The sequence below is a fragment of the Filimonas zeae genome, from assembly GCF_014641615.1.
GTDB classification, from domain to species: Bacteria; Bacteroidota; Bacteroidia; order Chitinophagales; family Chitinophagaceae; genus Filimonas; species Filimonas zeae.
This window is the reverse complement of sequence record NZ_BMIB01000003.1, coordinates 569,459-582,619: the sequence shown is the minus strand read 5'-3', so window position 1 is coordinate 582,619 and position 13,161 is coordinate 569,459. Positions and strand designations below refer to the sequence as shown.

13 protein-coding genes are annotated in these 13,161 nt (G+C 41.5%); 6 read left to right on the top strand and 7 right to left on the bottom strand.

Going from position 1 to position 13,161, the window contains the following annotated elements; translation table 11 throughout:
- Window positions 1–21 precede the first annotated feature (21 nt).
- Entirely contained in the window at window positions 22–804 is a 783-nt protein-coding gene (locus tag IEY13_RS15520; RefSeq protein WP_188953703.1) for an SDR family oxidoreductase, read from the bottom strand.
- Between the two features lie 146 nt (window positions 805–950).
- Between IEY13_RS15520 and dinB the strand changes: the two genes are divergently transcribed.
- On the top strand, window positions 951–2,024 hold the full coding sequence (dinB, locus tag IEY13_RS15515) for a DNA polymerase IV (protein WP_188953701.1): 1,074 nt from the start codon (window positions 951–953) through the stop codon (window positions 2,022–2,024).
- A 38-nt stretch (window positions 2,025–2,062) separates the two neighbouring features.
- Here dinB and IEY13_RS15510 read toward each other — a convergent pair whose 3' ends face one another.
- Together IEY13_RS15510 and IEY13_RS15505 are read right to left on the bottom strand one after the other, a co-directional pair.
- Window positions 2,063–2,785, bottom strand: a complete 723-nt coding sequence (locus IEY13_RS15510) for a LytR/AlgR family response regulator transcription factor (RefSeq protein WP_188953699.1) — start codon at window positions 2,783–2,785, stop codon at window positions 2,063–2,065.
- Window position 2,786: 1 nt separating this feature from the next.
- A complete protein-coding gene (locus IEY13_RS15505) occupies window positions 2,787–3,533 on the bottom strand; it encodes a sensor histidine kinase (protein ID WP_229687883.1) in 747 nt (248 codons plus the stop codon).
- Between the two features lie 654 nt (window positions 3,534–4,187).
- Here IEY13_RS15505 and IEY13_RS15500 point away from each other — a divergent pair.
- Window positions 4,188–6,563, top strand: coding sequence for a TonB-dependent receptor (locus IEY13_RS15500; protein ID WP_188953695.1), 2,376 nt, complete (start codon window positions 4,188–4,190; stop codon window positions 6,561–6,563).
- A 31-nt stretch (window positions 6,564–6,594) separates the two neighbouring features.
- Window positions 6,595–7,416 carry a DUF4249 domain-containing protein gene (locus tag IEY13_RS15495; RefSeq protein WP_188953693.1) on the top strand — a complete coding sequence of 274 codons (822 nt, stop codon included), beginning with the start codon at window positions 6,595–6,597 and terminating at the stop codon, window positions 7,414–7,416.
- A gap of 76 nt (window positions 7,417–7,492) precedes the next feature.
- Here IEY13_RS15495 and IEY13_RS15490 read toward each other — a convergent pair whose 3' ends face one another.
- Together IEY13_RS15490 and IEY13_RS15485 are read right to left on the bottom strand one after the other, a co-directional pair.
- Window positions 7,493–8,245 (bottom strand): LytR/AlgR family response regulator transcription factor, encoded by a 753-nt coding sequence (locus tag IEY13_RS15490; protein ID WP_188953691.1) that lies wholly within the window; start codon window positions 8,243–8,245, stop codon window positions 7,493–7,495.
- Window positions 8,246–8,249: 4 nt separating this feature from the next.
- A complete protein-coding gene (locus IEY13_RS15485; RefSeq protein ID WP_188953689.1) occupies window positions 8,250–9,266 on the bottom strand; it encodes a sensor histidine kinase in 1,017 nt (338 codons plus the stop codon).
- Between the two features lie 158 nt (window positions 9,267–9,424).
- On the opposite strand from IEY13_RS15485, the gene IEY13_RS15480 reads away from it, so the two are divergent.
- Entirely contained in the window at window positions 9,425–10,330 is a 906-nt protein-coding gene (locus IEY13_RS15480; protein ID WP_188953687.1) for a DUF6268 family outer membrane beta-barrel protein, read from the top strand.
- 144 nt (window positions 10,331–10,474) lie between these two features.
- On the opposite strand, the gene IEY13_RS15475 is transcribed toward IEY13_RS15480, so the two are convergent.
- Window positions 10,475–10,897 (bottom strand): winged helix-turn-helix transcriptional regulator, encoded by a 423-nt coding sequence (locus IEY13_RS15475; RefSeq protein WP_188953686.1) that lies wholly within the window; start codon window positions 10,895–10,897, stop codon window positions 10,475–10,477.
- 129 nt (window positions 10,898–11,026) lie between these two features.
- Here IEY13_RS15475 and IEY13_RS15470 point away from each other — a divergent pair, with 129 nt between their 5' ends.
- Window positions 11,027–12,136, top strand: coding sequence for an alkene reductase (locus tag IEY13_RS15470; protein ID WP_188953684.1), 1,110 nt, complete (start codon window positions 11,027–11,029; stop codon window positions 12,134–12,136).
- Window positions 12,137–12,193: 57 nt separating this feature from the next.
- Here the strand turns inward: IEY13_RS15470 and IEY13_RS15465 are convergent, their stop codons facing one another.
- Window positions 12,194–12,604 carry a winged helix-turn-helix transcriptional regulator gene (locus IEY13_RS15465; protein WP_188953682.1) on the bottom strand — a complete coding sequence of 137 codons (411 nt, stop codon included), beginning with the start codon at window positions 12,602–12,604 and terminating at the stop codon, window positions 12,194–12,196.
- Window positions 12,605–12,704: 100 nt separating this feature from the next.
- Here IEY13_RS15465 and IEY13_RS15460 point away from each other — a divergent pair, with 100 nt between their 5' ends.
- The gene (locus IEY13_RS15460; protein WP_188953680.1) at window positions 12,705–13,142 is read left to right on the top strand and encodes a nuclear transport factor 2 family protein; all 438 of its coding nucleotides are present in this window, start codon (window positions 12,705–12,707) and stop codon (window positions 13,140–13,142) included.
- Window positions 13,143–13,161: the final 19 nt, after the last annotated feature.

Genomic DNA, 13,161 nt, shown 5'->3' with positions numbered 1-13,161 from the left:
GTGTATACTTTTAAAGGGTTATTAAATGGTGGGCACCGTTCCACCGTCGATAACAAAATTGGTTCCTGTTAAGTAGCTGGCTCTGGGTGAAACCAAAAAGCCAACCAATTCAGCAACCTCTTCCGGTTCGGCGGGCCTGCCATAAGGTATTCCACCCAATGCATCCATAACACCTTGCTGCGCTTCTTCTACCGTACTGTTTGAATTTCTGGCAATCTCACCCAGCCAGGCTATCGATGCTGTTGTATTAATCCATCCTGGCGAAACAGTCAGCACGCGTACACCTTTGGGCGTAACCTCATTCGATAAACTTTTACTGTAATTAATTAACCCCGCTTTTGCAGCTGCGTACGGCAAGGTAGAATCGTATAGTGGCAATTTGCCCTGGATGGAAGCGATGTGAATAATAACCCCCGTTTTCCTGGCAATCATTTGGGGTAAAAATCCACTGTCAAGCCTTACAGGTGCCAGCAAATTGGCTTGCAGGGTAGATATCCAATCCTCATCAGTCAATACTGAAAAACCACCGGCGGGTGTTGAGGAAGCGCCAAGATTGTTTACAAGTATATCCAACCTGCCGTAGGTTGACAGCACCTGGCTGATTAGTTTTTGCGCATCGTGTGCCTTGCTTAAATCGGAAGCAATAAAATGCAGGCTGCTGTTTTCTTTTTCGGGCGCATTCCTTGCAGTTACAATTACCGTTGCACCAGCTTGTAACAACCTTTCTGCAATGGCCTTTCCTGCTCCTTTTGTACCTCCTGTTACCAGGGCAATTTTGTCTGATAGTTCGTTTTGATAATCCATTTTACATGCTTTGTACAAATGTCTGAAGTACGTTCGTTCCTTACAAGTACGGAGTTACGATTCGCATAGGGATCAATTTTTCCCTATCATCCAGATTTGGATATAGGCTAATTTTGCGCTATGTATGAGAGGAACTTCAGCCTGATATGACGCAGCGAAAGATTATTCATATTGACATGGATGCATTTTATGCATCGGTAGAACAGCGGGATAATCCGTTGTTAAAAGGCAAGGCCATTGCAGTGGGTGGTTTGCCTGAGCAGCGGGGTGTTGTTGCTACAGCCAGCTATGAGGCACGGAAGTTTGGCGTACGGTCGGCTATGGCAATGAAGCGGGCTGTTCAGCTGTGTCCGGGCCTGGTTATTGTAACACCCCGGTTTGCGGTGTATAAGGAAGTATCCCGGCAGGTCAGGTCTATTTTTGAGCGGTATACAGACTTAATAGAACCGCTTTCGCTGGATGAGGCCTACCTGGATGTTACTGAAAATAAACAACAGATTGTTTCAGCAATCGCCATCGCCCAACAGATAAAATCTGCCGTCCGGGATGAACTGCAACTGACAGCATCAGCCGGGGTGTCTATCAATAAATTTGTGGCCAAAATAGCTTCGGGCATGAACAAACCAGACGGACTTACTTTTATTGCTCCGGACAAAGTAACTGCGTTTATCGAAAACCTGCCTGTGGAGGACTTTCATGGCGTTGGCAAGGTTACCGCAGATAAGATGAATGCCTTACACCTGTTTACAGGAGCTGATCTTAAAAAGCTGGACGAAGCAGAACTGACAAAACTGTTTGGTAAACACGGGCACTTCTTTTATAAAATTGTCCGTGGCATTGATGACCGGCCTGTAGAACCCAATCGTGAAATAAAGTCTGTTAGTGCAGAAGATACGTTTATAACGGATCTCAGCAATATTATGGAGCTAAAGGAGCAGATAGAACGCATTTCTGCCATTGTGTCCAGCCGCCTGGAACAAAACAAGTATAAAGGCCGCACTATCACTTTAAAAATCAGGTATAGCAATTTCAGGTTGCTTACCCGAAGTTATTCGCATCCTGTCTCCATCTCGGATAGGGAAACTATTGCAGCTACCGCCTTCCAGTTGCTTGTAAAATCGGGGTTGGATAATGTCAAAATCCGGCTATTGGGTGTGGGCGTTTCCAATATCACAGAGCTGGACGGTGCAGCTGGCAATGCCCAGCTTTCGTTATTTTAACAATCCCTGCCCCGCTTCTCACAAGGTGCCTGAAGTGATTACTTAGTCAAAATTCTCCTGGTTACAAATTCATCAAAAAAGAAATCTCTGTAAATATTGCCAATGGGTATTTCATTTTTCCCCATATACACGGTATTGTTATCTACGGAATCTATATGGTTTACATTGATTATATAAGATTTGCTGACTCTCACAAAGAAATTCTTTGGAATTAAATCGTAAATAGTTTTAATATTCATCAGCGTAATCACCTTTTGGTTCTCCAGATGAATAACCACATAATCCTTTAAGCCCTCTATAAAAATAATATCGCTAAAATGTACTTTGTAAATCCGGCGTTCTGCTCTTACGAAAATATAGTCGTCACTTATATTTTCAATATTACTGTTTATATTATCCGTATGGAATAATCTGCAATACGTCTGTGCTTTTTCAACGGCTTTTTGAAAGCGTTCTAATTTTACAGGCTTTATTAAATAGTCAATAGCATCCACTTCATAACTCTCAGAAGCAAATTCATGATAAGCGGTGGTAAACACCACTAACGTTTTTTTGGGTATCGTTCTGGCAAATTCAATTCCATTCACTCCCGGCATTTGAATATCCAGAAATACTAAATCAACAGCATTTTTTGCCAGAAATTCTCTGGTAGCATCTGCTCCGTTAAAGGAAGCTATAGATTCCAGATTTTCTGTTTGCCCAACCAGCTTTTCAATAGCTTTTCTTGCCAATGGCTCGTCATCTACTATTATGCAGTTCATGCTATAATTTTAAAGTTAAGGTAACGCTGTATGTTTCTGAATTGTCTTCTATTTTCAAATCATGAGAAGCAGGAAACAGCAGCTCCAGTCTTCTTTTAATATTGGCCAGGCCTAATCCCCCTGATTTATTAACTGCTTTTACAGCGGGTTTTGAGTTTATGCATTTGAAAAAAAGCTCCGTACGGCGAACATCGAAAAAAAAGTTTACATAAGATAATTTCGCTGTGTCATTATTATGCTTCACAGCATTTTCAACAAACGAAATAAACAATAAGGGAGGAACCTGTACGCCACTCAACTCCCCTTCTTTGGATACTAAAAAACTAAAGTTATCCCGTCTCACTTTTTCCAGGTTTAAAAAGTCCTCTAAAAAATGAATTTCTGAAGTTAATAACACTTTATCTCTCGAACTGTCATAAAGCTGATACCGAAGCAGATCGCTTAGCTTCATCAAAACCTGCGAAGCTTTTTTAGGGTCGTCTTCAATTAAAACATTCGCATTGTTGAGCATATTAAACAGAAAATGCGGATTGATCTGATTTTTGAGTTGCTCCAGTTCGGCATTGGTTTTTGCCAGGTCCAGATCATGAATCAGTTGAGCATCAGCTATCCACTGCTGAAATAATTTAACTGCCGCTGATGCAACAATAAGCACCATTACCATAAACGAAAAGGTCAGAAAGCTGATACTATCATCTTCATAAGGTAGTAAGCCGGGTTTTAAAAAACGGCAAACCGCTTCATGCATGTAATACGTAAGAATCATACCCGAAAACACAAAAACACCATAACTCAGGTATTTTTTCCTGAACAAAAACCGGGGAACAAAAAAATACATGTTACTATAGGCCAATACAATCATCTGAAAAAAAATAACCAGCCGGTTATAGGTTTCATAAGGCTCTATATAATCCGGCGGACTGTAATACAAAACAACCATGCAAAACAGTATTAACAACAAATGCCTTTGAACCCGGTTTTTACCGGAAATAATCAACTGAAGCATACCATTGGCATTGGTAGTTTTTATGTGCAAGGCTTTATCCATAATCCCATTTAAATTTTCCGGTAAATATAGCGGTACGTAACAAACACAAAACTTAAATATACCAAAGCACGGTTATTATATACCAAAGCAAGCAACTTGATTCACTCAGCTACTTCCCGTGCACTTCCCATTTCAGCTCATGTGTATAAACGGTATTGCACAACGTGAATAGACAACTCAATACTTCAACATCCGGCTATTGCTTCGCTGAAGTATTAACGTGCCATTTACTTACCAGATACTCAAGCTGCTTTGCTATATAAAGTAAGGCATTTGGTATATATAAAATATGCGGGTACAACAAAAATATAGTTTAGCCGAAAATTGAAACATTTAAACTCCAATCATTCATAAATGAAAAGCAGCATCCTATCCTTACTGGTACTCTTTTTTGCTTTTGTGGGCCGTGCCTATTCGCAGGAGAAAGTTACCCTTAGTGGCACTATATCCAATAAGTCCAATACCGAAACACTTATTGGCGTAACTATCAGCATTCCGGAGGTGAAAGTAAGTATTACCACCAATTCCTACGGATTTTATACTACTACAGTACCCAAAGGCACTTACACCATTATCATAAGCCACGTGGGTTTTGATAATATAGAAGAAACCATAACGCTGACTGAAAACACAAAAAGGAATTTTGGGATGACAGAAAGCAGTAAAACATTGGGTGACGTGGTAATTAAAACCCATACAACCAAAGAAAGCATCCGTAAACCGGAAATGAGCACCAATAAACTGTCCATTGCCACCATAAAAAAGATGCCCGCTGTTTTGGGTGAAGTAGATGTATTAAAATCCATTTTACAGCTTCCAGGTGTTACCAATGCGCAGGAAGGTGCTTCAGGATTTAACGTAAGAGGTGGTTCTGTTGATGGAAACCTGGTACTGCTTGATGAAGCGGTTGTTTATAACACCTCGCATGTATTCGGGTTCTTTTCAGTTTTTAATGCGGATGTAATTAAAGACCTGAAACTCTACAAGGGAGGCATTCCCGCTCATTTTGGAGGACGTGTATCATCCGTTCTGGATATTTATCAGAAAGAAGGGAACAACAAGGAGTATCATGTAAACGGGGGTATCGGATTGGTATCAAGCCGGTTGCTTGTGGAAGGCCCTATTGCTAAAGAAAAAAGCTCTTTTGTAGTTGCGGGAAGAGGCTCTTATGCACATCTTTTTCTGAAACTGGCAAACGAACCCAATTCAGCCTACTTCTACGATCTGAACACCAAGTTTAACTATAAATTCAACGACAAAAACAATGTTTTTGTATCAGGGTATTTTGGTAACGATAATCTGAATTTTAATAACAGTTTCATAAACAGCTACGGCAACAAGCTTTTTAACTTACGGTGGAACCATATATTCTCAGACAAAATCTTCTCTAATGCATCTGCTATTTATAGTGATTACAACTACCAGATTAAAGTAAAAACCGTTGGTATTGACTGGCAGGCAAACGTAAAGAACTACAATGTTAAATACCATTTCAAACACTATCTTTCCAATAACCTTACTTTAAACTATGGTGTAAATTCCATTTACTACAGTTTTAACCCCGGAACCATCAGGCCATTTGGAGAAGGTTCAGCTATCAACCCAGACCAGTTGGCCAAAAAATATGCTTTTGAAAATGCAGCATATATCAGCACGGAACAAAACCTTTCTGAAAAATTATCGCTGAATTATGGACTTCGCTATAGCAACTTTCAAAGATTAGGCGCGCAGGAAGTGTACACCTATGCCAATAATCAGCCGGTTGTTTTTAATAAGGAGTTTCATATTTATGAATCGGCTACTTCAACAGGAACCATAAACTATAGTAAAAACAAAAAGATAGCAGGCTTTGGCAACCTGGAGCCAAGACTAGCCATTGCTTATGCACTGAATACCAACCAATCCATCAAGGCCAGTTACACCAGAATGAGCCAATATGTTCATTTAATTTCCAATACTGCCTCTGCCACTCCGCTTGATATATGGGCACCTACAGACCAATACCTTAAACCGGAAATTGCAGACCAGGTAGCATTGGGATACTTTCACAATCTTAAAGGCGATACCTATTCTCTGGAGGCTGAAACATTCTATAAAAAAATAAAAAACAAAGCTGACTATATTGACGGTGCAGATTTACTGGGAATTGATGCTGTAGAAACAGTGCTGTTAAATGGGGAAGCAAGAGCGTATGGTTTAGAAATGATGCTGAAGAAAAATACAGGCAAGCTAACGGGCTGGGTTTCGTACACGCTTTCTAAAGCAGAACAAAGAACACCAGGACGAAATGCCGAGGAACCGGGCATCAATAACGGCAAATGGTACAGGGCTAATTACGATAAATTGCATAACCTGGCTGTTACCGGCGCTTATACTTTTAATCCCAAATGGTCAATCGGGGCTATTTTCAATTTCCAGACTGGTAAGGCAGCCACATTTCCCAATGGAAAATATCAATATCACGGCATTACGGTTGCGGGTTACGGCGCAAGAAATGCCAATTCCTTATCTGCCTACCACCGCTTAGATGTATCTGCAACTTACACACCTAAACCCAACAAGAAAAAAGGATGGCAGGGTGAATGGAATTTCAGCATCTACAACCTTTACAACAGAAGTAACGCCGCATCATACGCTTTCAGGCAGAATGAAGATATGGGCATAAATGAAACCAGGAGAACCTCCATTTTCGGCATTATTCCCAGCGTAACCTACAACTTCAAATTTTAGCAGCCTCTCACCTACTTATAAAATATATTATATGAAACTACTACAAAAAATTATAGTTCTATCCGTTGTGCTGTTTGTGGCAGGATGCGAGAAGGCTGTTCATGCAGATCTTACAACGGCCTCACCAAGGCTGGTTATAGATGCGTCTATAAACTGGAAAAAAAATACAGCAGGCAATAATCAAAAGATTGTATTGTCTACAACAACAGGTTATTACAGCCCTCAATTTCCGGGCGTTTCAGGAGCAGTTATTACTGTAACAAACCCGTTAAATACAGTTTTTGAATTTATAGAAACGCCCGGCACAGGACAATATGTTTGCAACAATTTCATCCCTGTTATTGGCCAAACTTACAACTTAAAAATTGTTTTAAACGGCGAAACCTATACTGCATCAGAAACATTCACGTCTGTTCCCAAAATTGAAGATACTATTGAACAGAACAACAAAGGAGGTGAAGCTGGTGATGAAATTGAAATTACATTTTCCTATAAGGATGATGCCAGCCAGGCAAATGCTTATTTAAACAGTATTAGCCAGCCGCACACGCCCTTTCCCGAACTTGAAGTAGAAGATGATGAACATACCAATGGCAATATAATGCAGGAGTCCTACTCGCATGAAAAGCTAAAAGCCGGAGACCAGATAGACATAAAACTATACGGAATTTCGAAAAGCTATTACAACTACATGTTCAAATTAATACTGGCTTCCGGCAACGATGGCAACCCCTTCCCCGCAACACCAGGTGAGGTACGCGGTAATATTATCAATCAAACGAATAGCCAAAACTATGCGCTGGGCTATTTCAGACTGGCAGAAATGGATACCAAAATATATACGATTAAGTAATATACCCGTTCTATAAGCTTTAAAAGAGGAGGAATTGGCAATAGTTCCTCCTCTTTTGTAATGGAATACTAAACACTTATTTACTAATCAGCTTAATGTATACCACCGCTTTCAGCAGCGCTTCTTTTCTGTGGCGTGAAATAGGGAGCTGTTTGCCATCAATAAATACCCTGCCGCCGGATATAGCATCTATTTTATGGGTATTAATGAGAAAAGATTGATGAATTCTGAAGAAGGAATCTTTAGGCAGCATCTCCTCTAAAGAAATCATAGTTTGATGGATAATGAAAGTCTTTTCTTTGAAATGTAGTTTCAGATAATTCTGCATGCCTTCCACAAATAGAATATCCTGCCAGCTTATTCGCTGAAAGGTATCTCCCTGCCGGATATACATATCGGAATCGTTGCCTTCTTTAGTGTTTTGTAATACCAAACGGGATTGGTATATGCCCAGCGCCTTGTTGGCCGCCTGAAAAAAACGCTGAAACTCCAGGGGTTTCATCAGGTAATCCACAACATTCAACCGGAAGCCTTCCAATGCATGTTCTGAGTAAGCGGTGGTTAAAATAGCAAGCGGCGCTTTATCCAGCGACTGCAAAAATTCAAGTCCGGAAAGCATCGGCATATTGATGTCCAGAAACATAAGATCAATATCTTTCGTTTTTAAAATCTCTGTTGCTTTCATGGCAGAAGTACAGGTATCTGCCACCTCTAAAAAATTCAGCTGGTTAATAAAATTAATAACCCCTTTTATTGCAATTGGCTCATCATCAACCACCAGGCACTTTAATACCGGGCCGCTTGTTTGTTTTGATACTACTTCCGCCATATACTTATAATTCAACCGTAAGTTTAGTGTAATAAGTTGTTTCAGTATCCCTGACAGCAAGGCTATAATTCCCGCTGTAAAGAATGTCTAAACGTTTCTTCACGTTCACCAGTCCCATTCCCGAAACGGGGTCTTTCTCCTTTTGAATGTTCGATTTTGAGTTTTCCACCTCCAAACAAACTGCATTACCCTTTTGCTTAAAAACGATGTTTACATACCCCATTTCAGATATACCCCGGGCCACGTGTTTAAAGGCATTCTCAATAAAGGTAATCAACAACAGCGGGGGAAACGCTTTCAGGCTATCCGCAACCTCCCATGTACATTGAATGGCGAGTTCATTTCCCCATCTTACCTTTTCAATCTCAATAAAGTCTTTTAAAAACTGAATCTCCTGTGCTATGCTTACTTTACTGTTTTTATCGCTATCCAGCTGATAACGCAATATTTTGGAATACCGTATCAGCAGCGAAGATGCTAAAGTAACATCCTCCTGCATTAATATATTAATATGGTTCAACACATTAAACATAAAATGCGGGCTGATCTGTTGTTGAAGAATTTGTAGCTGAGATGCAACCAACGCTTCGTGCAGTTTCATGCTCTCTTCATGAAATCTCAATCCGCAAAATCCAAAATTTACAAATAAAGCAACCAAAAGGGCATTGATATACATAATACTGTAAAGATTGCGCCCCAGTAACAAGTTTGACGGTGGAAAAAAACCATTGTTTTCCAGGTAAAGAAAGCCATGAAGAATAGCAGGTATAAACAATGCTGAGATAGCAGATACCAGAAAAAACTGCCCGGCAAACAAAAGCATTCTCCGTTGCCGCATTGCTTTCTGCAACAGGCTTTTGCTTAAAAAAGTGGTAAAGGGATATAAACATGCCATCATACACAATGCAAGTAAACCACCTTCTGCCATTGATGAATACGGTATATACCGGAACCAGAAAACCATGGTCAGGAATAGCCAGATCAGCATCACAAACCGATCATAATTTTTCAAAAGTGTCATACTGCAAAGTTAGCAGGAATAAAGTATAGCCCTGTTACCAGGCGTCAAAGGCAAACGGCAATCCGTCAATACTATTTCCATCCCGCAGCCATTCAATTCAACTTTGTTTTAATGGCGCTACCAACGTCTGCATTCATCCAAACATTTATTCAACAACTATGAGGTCATTATTTATTGGTGTGTTTATGATAGGTATTACTTATACCAAAAGCAATGCACAGGCATTTTTCAAAACCGCGTATTTCGCAGAATCAGCTTATCAGATGACAGAAGGCGAGTCCAGTCAGCGAATAGGAAATAGCAGGGGCTCGGCCATCATCTATGAAGGTGGTGTTAACATTCCCTTATACAAAAAACTAAACGAATTAAACCGGCCAACAATGTGGTCTGTTGCCGTTGGGGGAACCTATGTAAATCTTAATAATAAAAACTTTACAGAACCGCTTGTGATTAACGAGGTGTTGAATGTAGGGGTAAGTGTGGTTTACCTGCGCCCCCTGAATAACCGGTGGTCGCTACGCACCGGTATAGGTGGCGGCATTTTCATGCCCACCAGCCATCTGTCACAAATAAAGTTCAAAAATGTGCTGGGAAGTGTGAGTGCTGTATTTATCCGCCATTTAAAACCCAATCTTGATTTGGGAGGCGGCCTTGCCCTTAATAATTCTTTTGGATTCCCTATGCTGTTTCCTGCTTTTTACGTGAACTGGAAAACGGCAGGACGCTATTCCATACAGGCTTCGTTGCGCGATGGTCTTGAAATATCAGCAGGCTATAATGTCAACCCCAATGTAAAACTGAGTCTGGTGATGGAGGTAAACGGCCAGATGGCTTTACTGGAACAGGATGGAAAAGATAAAATATTTACGCATCAATATGTAGTGTTCGGCCTTCGCCCTGAAATAAAGTTAGATAAACACATCACCATCCCCCTCACATTTGGCGTAAATGCTACGCGCACCGCACAAATAACCGATAGAAGCTTGAAAACCATATTTCAGGATAAAGGCTATTCATTCAGGGGCGCGCTCTATGGCGCAGCGGGAATTCAGGTTAGATTTTAAATGGTTGCGGATGACAAGTTTATAGTAGATTATTTAATGAAAGCAATAGCTAACCAGCATTGTTTCCTCCAATAAAATTAATTTGTATTTCAGACAAGTCAATATCTAATATCCAATCAGAAGGTACGTCTGTATTGCTATGCCTTATCCAATCTTCCGCTCTACCGCCATATTCGCATAAATCTGGCAGGTCGATTTTGAAATTTCGCCAATCTTAGGCGCATCTTTAATAACATTCTCCAGAAAGCTGCGATTAGCATCGCCCCATTGGTTCATAGCATCAATAATGGGCATTAACGACCAGCCAATCTCCGTAAGCGAGTACTCCACTTTAGGCGGCAATTGCGGGTAGGTTTTCTTTATTATTATGCCATGGCCCTCCAATTCGTTCAGTTGCACAGTCAACACCCTGCGCGTAGCGCCGGGAAATAAGCGAAGAATCTCGCTTGGGCGCTTTATATTCATCGAAATAGCACGAAGCATAGCTGGCTTCCACTTGCCGTTCAGCACTTCCCTGGTCAGATGCAGTCCGCAATCTACTGCAAGAGGAGTTTTTCTTTCGTACATACCCTGTTCACTTTATTCAAATTTAGGTATTGTATTTCTATTACTGTATGGGATAAAATTATCCCTATGGAATTAGTTTGCCCCATATTGCAATCCTTTAGTATATGTACGAGGTTTGCTTAAAAAGCAATGGAAAAGACAGTACAACCTCTGTTAGAGGAATTTCAGCTAGGCGATTTGAGATTGAAAAACCGGATGGTAATGGCCTCATTAACACGCGCACGTGCCAACAACGCAGGCCTGGTGCCCACCCCATTAATGGCCAGGTATTATGCACAACGCGCCCAGGCAGGCTTACTTTTGAGTGAAGGTACCTGGGTGAGCGCTAAGGCTATTGGTTTTATAAATGTACCGGGCATTTATACGCAGGAGCAAATAGAGGGCTGGAAACTGGTAACCAAAGCCGTACATGACAAAGGCGGCTTAATCTTCTTACAATTAGGGCATATTGGTGCTGCATCGCATCCCGATTTTTTTGATGGTGAACTACCTGCCGGTCCTTCCGCCATTAATCCGAAAACCCATTCTTATACGCCCCAAGGCTTTAAAGAAACCGTAACGCCCCGCGCCTTTACTATAGCTGACATTAAACAAACGGTACTGGAGTTTAAGCAGGCAGCCCAGAATGCGAAGGAAGCAGGGTTTGATGGCGTTGAGGTACATGCGCAGGCGGGTATGTTAATTCCTCAGTTTTTAAGCCTGGCCACTAACCACCGTACCGATGCGTATGGCGGCAGTATTGAAAACCGGGCACGTATTGTATTTGAAATACTGGATGCTGTTATGGAAGTATGGAACAGCACAAGGGTAGCTATTAAGTTTACGCCGGTGGCGTACAGCCATGTAGGCATTGTTACGCCGGATGAAGAAACGATACCCATGTTTCAGTACATTCTTAAAAAGCTAAACGATTATAATCTGGCTTATCTGCATATTGTCGGGCCTGCGGAATCTTTAACAGGCACACCGGTAGAAGCCTTGCAGCATAACTATTTCAGCCATTTCCGTAACCATTACACCGGCAGGCTGATGGCCAACCTGGGCTTTACGCAGGAAAGCGGGAATGCCATTTTGAAAGAAGGCACCGCAGATCTGGTTTCTTTTGGTTCCGCCTTCGTTGCCAACCCTGATTTACCCATGCGCTTTAAGTATCATTTACCACTGTCGGAAATGGATCGGGATACGCTGTATAGCGGTGATGAAAATGGATACACCGATTACCCTGAAGCTAAAATATAGCAGGCATAAACATACAATAATGGCCGGTGCAGCCGCCGGCCATTTACGGTACAATTGCTAATCACCTGACTGCTTCTTTTCCGCAAACAAACGTACCACGTGCTTCTCCCAGGTTACTGACCAGTTCAGCAGTGCTTCCAACGGCTGGGCAAGGCTTTCGCCAAAAGGTGTTAAAAAATACTCTACCCGTGGCGGCACTTCCGGGTAAACAGTGCGGTCAATCATGCCATACCCCATCAACGTTTTTAAAGTCTGGGTAAGCATTTTAGGCGAAATACCTGCTATCTGTTTCTGTAATTCGCTGTTACGCTTTGTACCCTGCATCAAAGCCATCAACACCAGCAGTGTCCATTTATCTGCAATTAAACTCAGTGCCTGGTGTAGTATACAGGTTTCATCCAGGTTGTTTTTTACTTCCAGCGATGCCTTTAACAAATTAATTGCACTTTTTTTTTCGTCTGCCAACATAAGCGGGGTTCAATTTCTACCCAAAGGTAAGTATTACACCTTCGGGTAACCTCTTTTTTCGCATAAACACCGCGGCTAGATTTGCTTCAAAATAACCACTATGAGTAATCAGAATGAACAAATCATCCACGGGTTTCTGCAGTCTTTTAACAAGGGCGGTGATGCAGTAGCGGCGCTGTTTGACGAAGAAGCAATTATTGAATTTCCTTATGCGCATTCATTAGGCACACCCGGTAAACTACCCAAAGCAGCGTATCATCAATATCTGAACAATGCGTTACCCAACATGCCCGGCCTGCAATTCAGCCAGGTGCAGATTTTCGATACCGTCAGCGGCAACATGGCGTGGGCAGAGTTTCATGGCGAAGCCACCATTCCTTCTACCGGCGTACACTACCAGCAGGACTATGTAGCACGCTTTACTTTCCGCAACGGCAAAATTATCCATTATAAAGAATACTGGAACGTAGCACCGGGGCTGGAAGCCTTTGGCGGCAAACACAAAACACAAGAACAATTCACCCATCAAACTAAATAAACATTTAATTAATATTCTT

Bases quoted from the DNA above. Each gene is read 5' to 3' on its own strand.
- dinB (WP_188953701.1), top strand. From the start codon at position 951: ATGACGCAGCGAAAGATTATTCATATTGACATGGATGCATTTTATGCA.
- IEY13_RS15510 (WP_188953699.1), bottom strand. From the start codon at position 2,785: ATGAACTGCATAATAGTAGATGACGAGCCATTGGCAAGAAAAGCTATT.
- IEY13_RS15480 (WP_188953687.1), top strand. From the start codon at position 9,425: ATGAGGTCATTATTTATTGGTGTGTTTATGATAGGTATTACTTATACC.
- IEY13_RS15520 (WP_188953703.1), bottom strand. From the start codon at position 804: ATGGATTATCAAAACGAACTATCAGACAAAATTGCCCTGGTAACAGGA.
- IEY13_RS15475 (WP_188953686.1), bottom strand. From the start codon at position 10,897: ATGTACGAAAGAAAAACTCCTCTTGCAGTAGATTGCGGACTGCATCTG.
- IEY13_RS15505 (WP_229687883.1), bottom strand. From the start codon at position 3,533: ATGCATGAAGCGGTTTGCCGTTTTTTAAAACCCGGCTTACTACCTTAT.
- IEY13_RS15470 (WP_188953684.1), top strand. From the start codon at position 11,027: ATGGAAAAGACAGTACAACCTCTGTTAGAGGAATTTCAGCTAGGCGAT.
- IEY13_RS15460 (WP_188953680.1), top strand. From the start codon at position 12,705: ATGAGTAATCAGAATGAACAAATCATCCACGGGTTTCTGCAGTCTTTT.
- IEY13_RS15495 (WP_188953693.1), top strand. From the start codon at position 6,595: ATGAAACTACTACAAAAAATTATAGTTCTATCCGTTGTGCTGTTTGTG.
- IEY13_RS15485 (WP_188953689.1), bottom strand. From the start codon at position 9,266: ATGACACTTTTGAAAAATTATGATCGGTTTGTGATGCTGATCTGGCTA.
- IEY13_RS15465 (WP_188953682.1), bottom strand. From the start codon at position 12,604: ATGTTGGCAGACGAAAAAAAAAGTGCAATTAATTTGTTAAAGGCATCG.
- IEY13_RS15490 (WP_188953691.1), bottom strand. From the start codon at position 8,245: ATGGCGGAAGTAGTATCAAAACAAACAAGCGGCCCGGTATTAAAGTGC.
- IEY13_RS15500 (WP_188953695.1), top strand. From the start codon at position 4,188: ATGAAAAGCAGCATCCTATCCTTACTGGTACTCTTTTTTGCTTTTGTG.